The organism is Niallia alba (assembly GCF_012933555.1).
GTDB lineage: Bacteria > Bacillota > Bacilli > Bacillales > Cytobacillaceae > Niallia > Niallia alba.
This window is the reverse complement of the sequence record NZ_JABBPK010000001.1, coordinates 4,299,684-4,314,323: the sequence shown is the minus strand read 5'-3', so window position 1 is coordinate 4,314,323 and position 14,640 is coordinate 4,299,684. Positions and strand designations below refer to the sequence as shown.

General features: G+C 35.3%; 10 protein-coding genes and 2 pseudogenes. 7 read left to right on the top strand and 5 right to left on the bottom strand.

What is annotated here, in order from left to right:
- Nucleotides 1–465: 465 nt before the first annotated feature.
- The 4 genes from HHU08_RS20550 to HHU08_RS20540 all read left to right on the top strand — a co-directional run bounded on the left by HHU08_RS20550 (nucleotide 466) and on the right by HHU08_RS20540 (nucleotide 4,677).
- The gene (locus HHU08_RS20550) at nucleotides 466–1,023 is read left to right on the top strand and encodes a hypothetical protein (RefSeq protein ID WP_169189173.1); all 558 of its coding nucleotides are present in this window, start codon (nucleotides 466–468) and stop codon (nucleotides 1,021–1,023) included.
- Between the two features lie 824 nt (nucleotides 1,024–1,847).
- Nucleotides 1,848–2,699: a Cof-type HAD-IIB family hydrolase gene (locus HHU08_RS20545; protein WP_016202111.1), complete on the top strand. Its 852-nt coding sequence runs from the start codon at nucleotides 1,848–1,850 to the stop codon at nucleotides 2,697–2,699.
- Nucleotides 2,700–2,789: 90 nt separating this feature from the next.
- Nucleotides 2,790–2,918 (top strand): hypothetical protein, encoded by a 129-nt coding sequence (locus tag HHU08_RS25545; RefSeq protein WP_016202112.1) that lies wholly within the window; start codon nucleotides 2,790–2,792, stop codon nucleotides 2,916–2,918.
- Nucleotides 2,919–3,420: 502 nt separating this feature from the next.
- Nucleotides 3,421–4,677 carry a sensor histidine kinase gene (locus HHU08_RS20540; protein ID WP_101729398.1) on the top strand — a complete coding sequence of 419 codons (1,257 nt, stop codon included), beginning with the start codon at nucleotides 3,421–3,423 and terminating at the stop codon, nucleotides 4,675–4,677.
- 19 nt (nucleotides 4,678–4,696) lie between these two features.
- On the opposite strand, the gene HHU08_RS20535 is transcribed toward HHU08_RS20540, so the two are convergent.
- Nucleotides 4,697–4,990: a hypothetical protein gene (locus HHU08_RS20535; RefSeq protein WP_016202114.1), complete on the bottom strand. Its 294-nt coding sequence runs from the start codon at nucleotides 4,988–4,990 to the stop codon at nucleotides 4,697–4,699.
- Nucleotides 4,991–5,226: 236 nt separating this feature from the next.
- On the opposite strand from HHU08_RS20535, the gene HHU08_RS20530 reads away from it, so the two are divergent.
- Both HHU08_RS20530 and HHU08_RS20525 read left to right on the top strand, forming a co-directional pair.
- Entirely contained in the window at nucleotides 5,227–6,573 is a 1,347-nt protein-coding gene (locus HHU08_RS20530) for a UDP-glucose dehydrogenase family protein (protein WP_016202115.1), read from the top strand.
- Between the two features lie 419 nt (nucleotides 6,574–6,992).
- Nucleotides 6,993–10,117, top strand: a pseudogene (locus HHU08_RS20525) (alpha-mannosidase).
- Between the two features lie 241 nt (nucleotides 10,118–10,358).
- Here HHU08_RS20525 and HHU08_RS25540 read toward each other — a convergent pair.
- Nucleotides 10,359–10,490: a hypothetical protein gene (locus HHU08_RS25540; RefSeq protein ID WP_263479790.1), complete on the bottom strand. Its 132-nt coding sequence runs from the start codon at nucleotides 10,488–10,490 to the stop codon at nucleotides 10,359–10,361.
- Nucleotides 10,491–10,862: 372 nt separating this feature from the next.
- Here HHU08_RS25540 and HHU08_RS20520 point away from each other — a divergent pair, with 372 nt between their 5' ends.
- Nucleotides 10,863–11,477 (top strand): nitroreductase family protein, encoded by a 615-nt coding sequence (locus HHU08_RS20520; RefSeq protein ID WP_169189171.1) that lies wholly within the window; start codon nucleotides 10,863–10,865, stop codon nucleotides 11,475–11,477.
- A gap of 56 nt (nucleotides 11,478–11,533) precedes the next feature.
- Here the strand turns inward: HHU08_RS20520 and HHU08_RS20515 are convergent.
- From HHU08_RS20515 to HHU08_RS20505, 3 genes and pseudogenes are all read right to left on the bottom strand, one after another.
- Nucleotides 11,534–12,406 (bottom strand): annotated as a pseudogene (locus HHU08_RS20515) (FAD-dependent oxidoreductase); the annotation flags it as partial.
- Nucleotides 12,407–12,417: 11 nt separating this feature from the next.
- Nucleotides 12,418–12,651, bottom strand: a complete 234-nt coding sequence (locus tag HHU08_RS20510; protein WP_016202119.1) for an FMN-binding protein — start codon at nucleotides 12,649–12,651, stop codon at nucleotides 12,418–12,420.
- A gap of 658 nt (nucleotides 12,652–13,309) precedes the next feature.
- The gene (locus HHU08_RS20505) at nucleotides 13,310–14,032 is read right to left on the bottom strand and encodes a 3-ketoacyl-ACP reductase (RefSeq protein WP_016202120.1); all 723 of its coding nucleotides are present in this window, start codon (nucleotides 14,030–14,032) and stop codon (nucleotides 13,310–13,312) included.
- Nucleotides 14,033–14,640: the final 608 nt, after the last annotated feature.

Here is a 14,640-nt window from a genome sequence, read left to right as displayed (position 1 = left end):
GATTCCCCGCAGCCGGAATACACTTCGCTTTCCATGGGGCTCGCGCTGAGCCGCTTCGGCCTGTGGCCTGCAGGGTCTCAGACTGTCTCGCTAATCCCATAGGAGTCTTCGTGTATTCCGGCTGCTCTGTTTTTCCAACTAATTATATTTCCTCTTGTAAAAAGTATGCGAAAGCAGCCGCTATTTACTAGCTATATTAGAAATTGTTCGTCTTTACAGAGTATCTATTTAGTTATGTCCCATCCTCTTTTTTCTGAAAGAGTAATTGTTTAGACCAATATATTTGAACAGAACGAAAGATTTTCCATTTTTAATGAGTAATAACCAATAGATTGTACAAACTATTTAAAGTAGAACAGTGGCTCATTGTTGGTTAGTGGAATAAAAAGGTCTCTTTAGCTTTACTTATTGGAGATGCTCATTACATCTTCAATCATGGAAACTTTTAAGTAGTAGTTGAATAAAGTGAATTACAAGGAATACTGGGACAAAATTAATGAACAGAATGGCATATTGCATTCTTTATATAGTTCCTATTGGCATAAATACTCGGATTTTTCTACATGGCAGTTTTGGGTCATTCTTATTTCATTACTTTTACCATTATTAATCCTTTATTTTGTAGTAGATAGGAAAAGGCTATTCGAAATATTTTTCTTTGGCTATACTGTTCATTTATTTTGGGCATATATTGATATAGCGCTTAGTAGAGGAACCTATTTAACCCATACATATTTTCTTTTTCCGTTACATATTACAGGATCCTTTCTTCCAGTTGGATTTCTGTTGGTATACCAATATGCCACAAACCATAAAAAAATTTTTTATATCCTAACAATACTGTTAAGTGCTGCAAATGCTTTTATATTTGCCAATATCGAAGAGGCAGTTGGTTTAGTAACATTTCATAAAGGGTTTAATTCTTTTCATTTATTCCTTTTGGATTTGGTAATTGTGTTTGTAGCATACTGGTTTACTAAGCTAATGTTACGATTTAGAATTCATACGAAAGAAGAAGAGTAAGATAGCACTTTTTTTAATGAGACTGGGACATAAGTATTCCAGCAAAAGATAAATCCGAACAATTATACGAAGATACTAATAAAAGATCCGTATAATTGTTTGGTTTTTTATTTGTTTTTAAAACATGTTTCCATGAAGTTTAGTGCAATTCGCCGCAGCCACCTCACTTCGCCTCCGGAGAAACTAGTTTCATAAGGAAGAGGAAAAGAGGAAAGCCAAAAATCGAAGAAGCAACGAGAAAAAAGGCGTTCATAAGGAAGATGAAAGCCAAAAATCGTAGAAGCAACGAGAAAAAAGGCGTTCATAAGGAAGATGAAAGCCAAAAATCGAAGAAGCAACGAGAAAAAAGGCGTTCATAAGGAAGATGAAAGCCAAAAATCGTAGAAGCAACAGAAAAAAGGCGTTCATAAGGAAGATGAAAGCCGAAAATTGTAGAAGCAACGAGAAAAAAGGCGTTCATAAGGAAGATGAAAGCCGAAAATTGTAGAAGCAACGAGAAAAAAGGCGTTCATAAGGAAGATGAAAGCCAAAAATCGAAGAAGCAACGAGAAAAAAGGCGTTCATAAGGAAGATGAAAGCCAAAAATCGAAGAAGCAACGAGAAAAAAGGCGTTCATAAGGAAGATGAAAGCCGAAAATTGTAGAAGCAACAGAAAAAAGGTGGCCATAAGGAAGATGAAAGCCAAAAATCATAGAAGACTCCAGAAAAAGATCGTTCATCTTCCAACTCTTTGCAAATAGCAAATAATCTAAAACAATGCATTTGAGCGAAAACGAAACGAGGTGTATACTTGCCAAAGGAGATTATTAAAGGAGGAATTTATTTTGTTACAAAAGCCAAAGGCTATTTTTCTGGATATGGATGGGACTATCTTGAATCATCAGAATCAGGTAAGCCTAAAGACAAAAGAGATTATTGATGATTTACGAAAGGATGGTTTCTTTGTATTCATTGCAACGGGAAGATCCTTTGATGAAATTGCATCTGTTGTGCCAGAAGGGTTTGAAGTGGACGGATATGTTACTTCTAACGGCATGGCCGGCTATATAGGAAAGGAGCCTGTTTTTCAGCACACGCTCCCTCTAGAATTGGTTAAAACAATTATTGATAAGGCAAGAGAACATAAAGTGTATTACGAACTTTTCCCTTATGACGATCCTCGGATGGTATTAAATCAGGATAAAGAGTATGTTATCCATGAAATTAGGGACCCAAAACCAGACAGTGTTGGAATTAACGAATGGCTGTCTCGTAAAGAAGCTATTAGCGGAAAAATTGCTTGGAAGAATACAATTGAAGGAAAAGAATTTTCGAAGTTTTATTTTTTTGCTCGTACAAGAGAGCATATTAATCAATGGAAACACGTATTAGAGGAACTAAGAAAAGAAGTAGATTTTACTGCCTCTACTTCTTCTGCACATAATGTAGAAGTAATGGTTGCGAATGTAAATAAAGCCACTGGTATTAAGCAAATGTTAGAGAAATTTAATCTTTCAGAAGAAGAGACAATGGGAATTGGCGATAGTGATAACGATATCCAAATGCTTCAATTTGTTTCCATGCCGGTTGCTATGCAAAATGCACCAGATCACATTAAAGAATTAGCAGCAGAAATAACAGAGTTAACCTGTGATGAAGATGGGGTTTGTCATTTCTTAACATCTCGATTTAAGTAATGAAGCTGCATTTTTAATTCCTGTTTTTACCATATTAATGATTGCTCGATCTGGAAAACCTACTATAGGTAAAAGAAAGGAGCATGAAAAATGACAAAGAAATTTAATAATGGTAGTAAGAATCAAAACGCACCTAGAGGAAACCAGTCTAGTGTTAGTGGCGATAATAGCAAGGGAAATAAGCGGAACAAAGATCAAAGTGATAAAACAGAAGATTAAGTAAAAGCCAGCTTCATATGAGCTGGCTTTTACTTAATAATAGGTTCAAACGCGTTCTTGCAGCTTTTGAATATTTACAGAATGAAAAGGCTAACCCCCTGGTTCATCCACCACACTAGATGGATTTCCATCCAAGTCGTAAAAATCAAAAATATTTCATGCCCTCAAAATCATTGATTTCCATCATTTCCCCTCCGGTGTTTGTAGCAATATTTTATCTCACTCTTAACGGATAGTAAGTTTCAACCGTAAGCTTATGAGAATACATGGAAGATCAACTGTCCGTAAAGGTCCGAATGGTTCAACTAACAGGGGATATAGGAAAAACACCACTGATGGAAGTTTAGCTTTATCCAATTTTAAACGTAAATATATTGTTATTTTAGGAATTTAATAGCCACTCGGAATTTGTCGAGGATTATCTTGGGTTTTTAAAAGGGTTTTAGTAGAAATGGCTCGAATTATAAATTAGCTAAAACTACTTAGAAGGGCTGGTTCTAAATTGTTGGCTTTTCCTAATATCGAACAATTATCGTATCATTTATTAGTAATTATCTTACCGATCGTTTGGTACCTTTTAGTAAGTAAAGAAGATGTTTCTCAACGAAAAAAACTAATTTCTAATTTTTCTCTTATCCTTTTTATCATGCTTTTTTTCACTATGGTGCATCCAATTCAAATGGAAGAGGGCTTGTTTTATGATCTTAAAGTGGTTCCCATTCTATTAGCTCTTGTTTATGGTGGATTAAGCACGAGCATTCTCTTAACTGTCATTTTGATTGGTTATAAATTTTTCATACTAGGAAACGGTTTTTACATATATATTTTAAATTATTCTATTGCAGGAGCCATTATCCTCTTTTTAAAAAATAAATTGGTAACTCTTACATTTGGAGCGAAATGGAAATTGATAATGGGTGTTTATTGGCTTTGTGCTTTGACACGAGTTATATTTGTTTTTATAACAGAACAAGTAGCCCAGCTTCCTTTCGTATTGATTTATTCATTTACTACGTGGGGAGCATTATTTATCGTTACCAGCATTATTCAATATAATGATGAGAAAATTCTCAATCAGAAAAAAGTTCAAATAGCAGAGCGATTAAATGCGGTAAGTCAATTGGCTGCTTCTGTTGCCCATGAGGTACGGAACCCGATGACGTCGGTAAAAGGATTTTTGCAACTAATAAGTGGGGACAACAATTTATCTGGAAAACAAAGGAAATACATAGAAATCTCCTTACAAGAATTAGAGCGGACAGAAACAATCATCAGTGATTATTTATCGATGGCAAAACCAGTTTCAAAAGAAGAAGAAGAAAATTTAAATATTACAACAGAACTAAGAGGCGTTATTGAAGTAATGACTTCTTATACTAATACTCATAATATTATAATCGATGCTGTTATCTCTAATCAGCTATATTGTAAAGGAAAGAAAAATGAATTTAAGCAGGCAATGATTAATATGATGAAAAATAGTGTAGAAGCCATGAATGGAAACGGCGTTTTAAAGGTTCGTGCATATGCTTTAGGAGAAAAGATTTTTATTGAGATCGAGGATAATGGGATAGGGATGACGAGCAAACAGGTCAAACAACTAGGCACTCCTTATTATTCCACGAAAGATAAAGGAACAGGTATTGGCTTAACCTTAGTATACCGAATTATTCGAGATATGAAGGGGGAAATATCTGTTGTCAGCAAAAAAGGGCAGGGAACAACGTTTAGGATAGCTTTGTTGAAAACAATTGTTTGATAGAAAAGTCGGTTCTCCACTAAATAGAATCGACTTTTTTATTGTTTTTCCTTGTCAGCTCAATGATAAAATAGTCGATCCAAGTAATGAGTGGGATGAAAAAAGGAAGTATATAAAAAGAAGTATGCCCAATCCCAAATAATCTTACTTCGTCATTAAGTAAATAGATAATCCACGTAACACCTACTAAAAAAACTGTATTCCAACAGAAAGTCACTAGCAATGCTATCCATTTATTTTTTGTTTTGGTGAAAGTAAAAATAGATAGGGGAACAGAAAACAAGAAAGATATTAAAATGAAAAGTATAACCAACAGATTCCCTCCAAATTTTTCTAATTTAAATATATTTTAACATGATTGTTCTTAAAATATGGTTCCTAATAAATCAAAAATTTACATTCCTTTACTAAAATTATAAAAAAGGTTAAAAGGGAGTGAAAAGTAAGATTGTATACTTTATTTATTGAGATTAGAATCCCCTTCTTGTTTGTTTCCAAGTAGTTTTGGTTTAGTCCGTCCGGAATCTTTTACATAAGGAGTTTTGATAGATGAATATAACAGTGGCAGGTACAGGGTATGTTGGCTTAGTAACAGGTGTTTGTTTAGCAGAAGTGGGTCACCAGGTTACTTGTGTTGATCAGGTTAAAGAGAAAATAGTTCTTCTAAACTTAGGGATTTCCCCTATTTATGAGCCGGAATTAGATACATTAATAGAAAAAAATGCAAGTGCAGGGAAATTGACATTTACAACCGATCACGAACAGGCATATGCGCATTCAGATGTTATTTTCATAGGGGTAGGAACTCCAGAAAATGAAGATGGATCAGCTAACTTAAATTATGTTTTTCAAGTTGCAAAACAAATTGCTGAAAGTGTAACCCATGATTGTTTAATTGTCATTAAATCAACTGTTCCTATTGGGACAAATGATCGTGTTGAAACTTATATTAAAAATCACTTGAAACATAAAGTAACTGTTGAGGTTGCGTCAAATCCAGAATTTCTTGCCCAAGGCAGTGCAATTAAAGATACGTTGCACGCGTCACGAATTGTGATTGGGGTAGAAAGTGAGCAAGCGAAGGAAATATTGACAGCTATATATGAACCTTTTCAACAACCGATTTTAACGATGAATCGCCGCAGTGCAGAAATGGTGAAATACGCATCAAATGATTTTCTTGCCCTAAAGATTTCTTTTATTAATGATATTGCTAATTTATGTGAAGCAGTTGGAGCAAATATAGAGGATGTAACAAGTGGGATGAGTTATGATGAGCGTATTGGAAAAAAGTTCTTAAATCCTGGTATTGGGTATGGCGGTTCTTGTTTCCCAAAGGATACAAAGGCTTTGCATTGGCTTGCAGAAGAAGAAGGTTATATTTTACGGACGGTAAAGGCTGCTATAGAAGTAAACGAGAAGCAGAAATTTAAGTTGATTTCAAAGGCACGGAATGAATTTTCCTCATTCAATGGATTGAAAGTGGCAGTATTAGGACTTACCTTTAAGCCTGGAACAGATGATTTACGGGAAGCTCCTTCTATCCCAAATGTACGATTATTATTAAACGAAGGAGCTAGAGTTCATGTATATGATCCAGTTGGAGAAGAGAACTTTAAAAAGCACTTTTCGACAGAGGTTGTTTATGAAAAAACAGCAGAACAAGCATTAGAGGAGGCAGATCTTTGCTTCATTTTCACCGAATGGGAGGAAATTAAAGCTATTGATTTATCCTTTTTTAACAAAATGAAAGTACCGTTTGTCTTCGATGGAAGAAACTGTTTCTCACTAGAAGAGGTAAGAAAGGCGAAGATTAATTATTTTTCTATTGGACGACCAGAAATTAGAATGATGGAAGTTGGAGGAAGAGGTGGAGACGGTTTTCTAGTTACCTAGTGTAATGATAAAAAACAGCCTATATTGTGGGCTGTTTTTTAATTTTTCTTAGTACAGTGTTTTAGGTAATTTAATTGTAAATGTTGTGCCAACATCTACCTCACTTGTTACACTGATAGTTCCTCGAGGACTTTCGATAATCTAAAAGCAAATCATAAGGCCGATTCTTGTTCCTTTGGATTTTATTGTAAAAAAGGCTCGCCAAATTTACTTAGCACCTCTTTTGAATTCCTTTTCTTGACCCACCATTCAATTTATATAGATAGGATCTAAATTGAATGGATTCTAATAAAATACATTCATATTTTTAATGAGATCGATAAAGAGTTGCTTTATTTTAATCATTGACTAAAACACTTATTGTAAGATAATGAAGGTAGTCTAAATATTTTAAAAATTATCTTAAAAGGAGGGTTTTTATGTTCTGGACAGAGAAAAAGTTGGATGCACGAATCAAGGAGCTAGAAAAATACCGCTACCGAGAAGCTATTTCATTAGAATCCTTTCAGATGCAATTAGATAAAGAAGGAGAAATTGGCGCGAGACCACCGGAAAATGGGGAATGGACAACTATTCGTGTTGGAAATAATTGGGCAGGAAGGGATCATTATGCTTGGTTAAAGGCAGAGGTATCAATACCTGCTAACTGGAATGATAAACAAGTATTGGGATATTTTGATTTTGGTGTAACAGATGGTGGTACGAATTCTGGCTTTGAATCACTATTGTATGTAAATCAGAAAACGTATCAGGGCGTAGATGCCAATCATCGAGAAGTATTTTTTAAAGAAGAACATTGTGGAACAAATATCAGTTTGATTTTTCGTTTATGGTCTGGCTTAGAAGGCGGCGGTGAACCACGCATCCAAGAACATAAAATAAAAAAGGCAGAGATTGGATGGCTCGACGAAGCGACAGATGATTTATATTATACGGCTAAAGCAATAATCCAAACGATACATATTTTAGATGAAAATCGACCAGAATATCAAACTCTTCTAACTGCTTTAAATCGAGCTTTTTATGAAATAGACTGGACGGAGCCAGGCTCTGATCTATTCTATGAATCTATAAGCAAAGCAAATAATCATTTGAATACTTCATTAGAAAAAATGGATAAACATACTGCTGTTACCATTCATGCAATTGGTCACACACATATTGATGTTGCGTGGCTATGGCGATTGAAGCATACCAGAGAAAAAACAGCGCGCTCTTTCTCAACAGTATTGCGCTTAATGGAGAAATATCCAGAATACTTATTTATGCAATCACAGCCACAGCTATACGCGTATATCAAAGAGGACTATCCAGAGATTTATACCCAATTGAAGGAAAGAGTAGCAGAGGGAAGATGGGAGCCAGAAGGCGGGATGTGGCTCGAGCCTGACTGTAATTTGCCATCTGGGGAATCCTTCGTCCGTCAATTATTACACGGAACAAGATTTTTAAAAGAAGAGTTTGGTGTAACGAGCAAGTATCTATGGTTACCAGATGTCTTTGGTTATAGCTGGTCGTTGCCGCAAATTTTAAAAAAATCAGGTATTGAGACATTTATGACGACAAAAATTAGCTGGAATCAGTACAATAGGATGCCACATGATACCTTCCAATGGCGAGGCATTGATGGGACGGAAATTTTGACTCATTTTGTTACGACTCCATATCCGAACAGTAGAGGCTGGGCATATGACTATAATGGAGAAATGCAGGCAGATGTCGTTCAAGGCGCTTGGGATAACTATAAAGACAAAAATATTACTCAGGATTTACTTCTGTCATATGGCTATGGAGATGGTGGTGGTGGAGTAAACCGAGATATGCTGGAGATGCGGAGAAGATTTGACCGAATTCCTGGTCTGCCAGCTGTGAAATCGACAAAAGCAGGAGATTATTTTGACGCCCTTCATGAGAAAGTGAATAACACAGAGGAATATGTCCATACATGGGACGGAGAACTTTATTTAGAATTTCACCGAGGAACTTATACTAGCCAAGCATATAATAAAAGAAGTAATCGAAAAAAAGAATTATTGTATCGGGAAACGGAACTGCTGAGTGTATTAGCTAGTATATTTACTGAAGATTGGTCTTTTTATCCGCAGGAAGAGCTTCACAAAGGCTGGACGATTTTATTAAGAAATCAGTTCCACGATATCATTCCTGGTTCATCCATTCGTGAAGTATATGAAGATAGCATTTTAGAATATGAAGAAGCAGAAGCGCTAGCATTTGAAGCGCAAGAAAAAGTTTCAACTAGTATAATAGAAAAAAGTATCTATCACTATACAGTGATAAATGACTCTTCTTGGACACGTTCAGGATTGGTAGAAATTCCAGACAAGCCTGAGTTAGAAGAGGGACAATGGCTATCGGAAAAAGAGAAAGTATTGCTAGCTGAAAAAGTGGCTGGAAAGTGGCTTGTGCAGGTGGAAAAGATTCCATCTCATGGATTAGCTAATCTTTTATTTAAATCGACTAAAGCTAGCGATAGGAATAAACAATCTTCTTTTGTGATCAATGAATCTGGGATAGATACACCTTTTTATAAAATTCTTTGGAATGAAAAAGGCCAATTAATTCGAATTTTTGATAAAAAAGCCAAAAGAGAGATCTTAAAAGAAAAGCAAGCAGGAAATGTACTACAAGTATTTGAAGATAAACCATTAAGATGGGAAGCTTGGGATATTGATATTTTTTACCAAGAAAAGCATCACGAGATTTCAGCTCTTGAAGAGATTGAAATAGTGGAAGATAATTCTTTACGAGCAGTAATACGATTTACCTGGACATATCACCATTCTAAAATAGAGCAAGAGCTTATTCTCTATTCAGAAAACCAAAGAATAGACTTTAAGACATTTGTTGATTGGCATGAACAGCATCAGCTATTAAAAGTGGCGTTTCCTGTTGAGATTCGTTCTACTCAAGCTACCTATGATATTCAATTTGGAAATGTCCAAAGACCAACTCATTGGAATACAAGCTGGGATTATGCAAAGTTTGAAACCGTTGGACATCAGTGGGCTGATTTATCGGAGCATGGTTATGGAATAAGCCTATTAAATGATTGTAAATATGGCTATGACATCAAAGATTCTATGATGCGTCTATCTCTCATTAAGTCTGGTACTTATCCAGATTATTTGCAGGATCAAGGAGCACATACATTTACTTATTCTCTTTTCCCACATGAAGGAGACTGGAGAGAAGGCGGTACAGTTCAAGAAGCATGGGATTTGAATCAGCCATTAAAAGGTTTGGAAGGAAAGTTTAATCTAAAGATTTCTCTTTATTCCAATTAGCGTCTGACCATTGTATGATTGATGCTGTTAAAAAAGCAGAAGATGAAAATAAAATCATTGTTCGTTTACATGAATTTATGGGGAAAAGAGGAGCGGTAGAATTAACCTCAGATGCTTCTATAAAATCGTGGCAGGAATGTAACCTCATGGAGGAAACAATGGATGAAAAACAGGAAAATGAAGAGATAACATTCGAAATAAAACCATATGAGATTAAGACATTGATAGTGGAAATTTAAATTTTAAGGAGGCAGATTTTAAGGTGTTAATAACACTTTAAAATCTGTTTTTTGTATGTTTTCTATAGCGATGCTTATACTAAAGTGGAAAAAATCTATAGTGAGGATTTAGTTAATATGAATACAAATAGAAGGAACGACAAGAAATAATCTATGCTGTTACAAAAAAAGAAGTCCAATGCTACAGAGGTGCTATTTATATAGAAATGAAAAAACTTGTGTCTATAATAACGAAACGAAGTTAATGTACTTTTTTCTTTGTCCGTTGTAAGGTCTTTTCTAAGGCGGTTATATCTTTTTTAATTATCTTTAAATCGGAGTGGCATTGTTTTAAGAGTTTCTGTATTTCATTCCATTTATTGTTTGGATTCATTCATGGTTCTCCTTACATAATTATGATAGTAATAAAAATTATGTGGAGTAGTGAAAAATTATTCATATTAAAGGAGATTTTCTTTAGGGTGAGACATACTTTTCAAGTTTTACTAAAAAGGCAAGTTTGCTAGAAGTAATAGTATCCGATGAAGGAAGTAAAGGCTAAGAAGAATACTACTAAAAAGACTCGCCTGGTGAAAAGTGTTCTGCCATAGCTGTTTTGCGATTACTTCATGCATGTTAAGCCTCATTCAAATTATTGAAAGTAAGAAGAAAATGGAGATTTAAAATCACTATCTTTGACAAAAGATACTTACTAATGGTAAGTTAGTTCTTGAATATAATGAACTAATTAGTTGGGGGAAGAATAATGTCACAATTAGAACAAGTTATGAAGAGTCGTAAATCGGTTAGAGCGTATGATTCCACATACAAAATAGAAAAAAAAGAATTAGAAGAAATCATTGATTTAGCAACGAGTGCTCCATCATCTAGTAATTTGCAGTCTTGGAGATTTATTGTGATTCAAGATCAAGAACTAAAAAAAGAGCTAAGAGAAATTGGAAACAATCAAGCACAAATAGAGGATTCTTCTGCTATTATTGCTGTTTTAGGAGATACGGAGGCTTATAGAAATGTAGAGGAAATCTATGAACAAAATGTATCCCTTGGATATATGGATCAAGCGATTGCAGATAGAACGGTAAATAATACGCAAAGCTTATATCCAAATCTACCAAAACCAATTCTTACACAAATTGCTAGCTATGATGCAGGATTAATTTCTATGCAGATTTTATTACTAGCAAAAGAACGCGGGTATGATACAGTTGTGATGGGTGGCTTTGATAAAGCTGCATTTGCGAAACGTTTTGAATTGCCAGAAAATCAATTTCCTATTACACTAATTGCGATAGGGAAAGCAGCTGCGCCAGCCTTTAATACAAGCCGATTGCCACTAGATAAAATTACGAAATTTTATTGATTAATAGAGAAAAAGTGCCTTGATTCTTGAAGGAAAAAGGCACTTTTCTAAAAAAATTATTCTATCTCACTTGCAGAGGTTTCACCAGCTATACGGCCAAATACGATAATGTCAGCAACTGCATTTCCGCCAATTCTATTCCCTCCATGAACACCACCAGTAACTTCACCAGCAGCATAAAGTCCTTTAATTGTATTGCCCTTTTTATCTAGAACATGAGTCTGTGTATCAATTTTTAATCCACCCATAGTATGATGGATACCTGGAGTTACAGGAATAATATAATATGGTCCTTCTTCTAACGTTTGGGTTAGATGAACTCGGTCAAACTCTTCGTCTTTTTTATTTTTAACGTATTTTGTATAATTTTTTAAAGTAGTAGCAAGGGTGCTGCTGTCTATTCCACTCTCGCTTCCTAAAGATTCTATTGTTTCTCCTTTTGTAGCGTAACCATCTTCAATATATCCCGCTAATGAGGCATTTTCATCTGCCATTTCTTGATTTACGACAAGATAAGCTACTTTATCTGTTTGTGCCAAAATATTTTTGGAAACAACATCACGTGTCAATAATTCATTGGTAAATCTTTTTCCTTCTTTGTTTATTAAAATAGCTCCGTCACCACGTAATCCTTCTGTAAATAGATATCCTGTTTCTGGATCGGTTGTTGGATGTATTTGGATTTGGTCTATATCGACGAGATCAGCCCCAACTTCTTCTGCCATAACAATTCCTGATCCTGTTGCTCCAGCATGATTAGTTGTAGAGAAACCTTCCAAGTTTTCATTGTATTCAATAACCATTTCAGCATTTGCACCAAAACCACCAGTTGCTAAAATAATAGATTTTGCAGTAACGGTGAATGGATTCATATTTTTATCGGTAGCTTTTACTCCTACGATCGCGCCATCTTTTTCAATTAAACTATCAGCTGTAGTGTTTAATCACTTATACTGCCTGTTTCTCCATCTGCACTGATTTCAATTTTCTCAATCTTATCTTTTGAAACCGTTACAGTGGCTTTAATTTCTCCTCCATGACCATTGGAAACGCCTTCATATGTACCAGCATTAAATTTTCCTTTTTCTTCTGTATTCGTACTGTTGCTACATCCTGCTATTATGAGCATAAATATAGCGATAAGGACGAGCGATATACTAGACAATTTTCTCATAAAAATTAACCCCTCTCTTTTTATTGTTCAATGTTTCACAATGTCTATCATAGTGAAAATGTCCAACTACTCGTTATGTAAATATCAATGTTCAAAATAAGTTCATAAGTCTATGAAGGTTTTGTGAATATTTGTATCCCACTCTTAACGGACAGTAAAACTCCCCCTCAAGCTTATGAGAATACGAGGAAGATAGGTGGGAGATCAACTGTCTGTATAGGTCCGATTGGTTCAACTAATCATCAGTGAGGGGAAGTTTCACTATATGGTATACAAAGCCGTTCTTTTGTAATTCATTACAAAGAGGAAATATAATTAGTTGGGAAAATAGAGCAGCCGGAATACACGAAGACTCCTATGGGAGCTGCGAGACAGTCTGAGACCCTGCAGGCCATAGGCCGAAGCGGCTCAGCGCGAGCCCCATGGAAAGCGAAGTGTATTCCGGCTGCGGGGAATAGCCCCAAACTTCATGGAAACATCCTTTGAAAAACAAATAAAAGCCCGAACAATTATACGAACATTCATTAGCATCTTCGTATAATTGTTTGGAAATATCCTTGGCTGGAAGACTTATGCCCCAGCCTCTTTTACTTTTGTTTACAGTTAAGAACTTATAAGTTTTCTGAAGTTAATTTGGTGCCCTCTGTTTTCTTAACTATTAGAAAGGATTTGTTCCTATAACAGTAGCTGCTTTTACATAGATTCTTGGATGTAATTTTAACTGTGAAACAATCAGTTCAGCAATATCTTCTGGCTGCATGTACTTCTCTGCACTGCCTTTAATCAAATCTGTTTGAACAGCTAACTCTGTGGCAACTGTGCTTGGTGTTAAGGAAGTAACACGAATATTGTTTCTACGTACCTCTTGTGCCAATGATTCTGTCATTCCGATTAAACCGAATTTAGAAGCGCTGTATGCACTGGATGTTGCTGCCCCATTCAAGCCATTTGTGGAAGAAATGTTGATGATGTCTCCCCCATTTTTTTCGATTAATTGTGGTAAAACAGCTTTTGTTACATAGTATGGTCCCATTAAGTTTACATCAATAATCTTTTTCCATTCTTCTGGGTTCATTTCTAAAAGTGACTCGAATTTACCAATTCCTGCATTATTGATTAAAATATCTGCTTTTCCTAGCTCGTTTGTTAATGTAGAAATTGCTTGTTCTACTTCTTCTAAGGATGATACATCAACCGTTGCATATGCAGCTTTAACACCAAGAGCTTCAACCTCTTTAACGACTTCTTTTAACGCTTCTTCTGTACGAGCAAGTAAGCCGACATTTACGCCCTCATTTGCTAATGCAATCGCTACTGCTTTCCCAATGCCTCTACCTGCTCCCGTAATGAATGCTATTTTTCCTTTTAAAGATTGTGCCATTATAAGTAACTCCTTTCAACCTATTGATTCTGTATATGATACTTTGTCTATTTTATTATTTTCAATACGCGATAGCAAGAAAGCCGCTTATAGGAAAGATATTTTCATTTTTCGTTGTATGTGGGGGGAAAAACAATGATAATAAAATCACATAGTTTCCACTAAAAAGGAGGATTTTAAATGTCTTTTTCCTTGTCTCCAATTGGTATTTTTCTTGCTTAGGCTTACTCGTACCAAATATCCTATTTATGCTCTTATTTCCACCAAAAAATATACCTTCAAAATCAAATAAAACGCCATGGCTTTTTGTTGTTTTTGAAAGGGTAGGACAAATAGGCTGCCTATTTTTAGTAATCATTACTAAAAATCCTGCTGGAGAAATAATAAATAGCTGGCTTCTCTTATCCTTTCTTTCTCTTATTCTATATTATCTACTATGGGTGAGGTATGTAAGAAGTGACCGAGAATATCGGTTTCTGATGAAGTCTTTTCTCTTCATACCCATTCCGTTAGCAGTCTTGCCTTGCTGTATTTTTATTACTGCAGCTATTTGGGGACATTCTTTTTGGTTAGGAATAGCAGCTATTGTATTTGCGATTGGTCATTTA

What these genes read in the sequence shown, in the direction of transcription:
- HHU08_RS25545 (WP_016202112.1), top strand. Translation starts at nt 2,790, where the DNA reads ATGACAAAGAAATTTAATAATGGTAGTAAGAATCAAAACGCACCTAGA.
- HHU08_RS20530 (WP_016202115.1), top strand. Translation starts at nt 5,227, where the DNA reads ATGAATATAACAGTGGCAGGTACAGGGTATGTTGGCTTAGTAACAGGT.
- HHU08_RS25540 (WP_263479790.1), bottom strand. Translation starts at nt 10,490, where the DNA reads ATGAATCCAAACAATAAATGGAATGAAATACAGAAACTCTTAAAACAA.
- HHU08_RS20520 (WP_169189171.1), top strand. Translation starts at nt 10,863, where the DNA reads ATGTCACAATTAGAACAAGTTATGAAGAGTCGTAAATCGGTTAGAGCG.
- HHU08_RS20510 (WP_016202119.1), bottom strand. Translation starts at nt 12,651, where the DNA reads ATGAGAAAATTGTCTAGTATATCGCTCGTCCTTATCGCTATATTTATG.
- HHU08_RS20505 (WP_016202120.1), bottom strand. Translation starts at nt 14,032, where the DNA reads ATGGCACAATCTTTAAAAGGAAAAATAGCATTCATTACGGGAGCAGGT.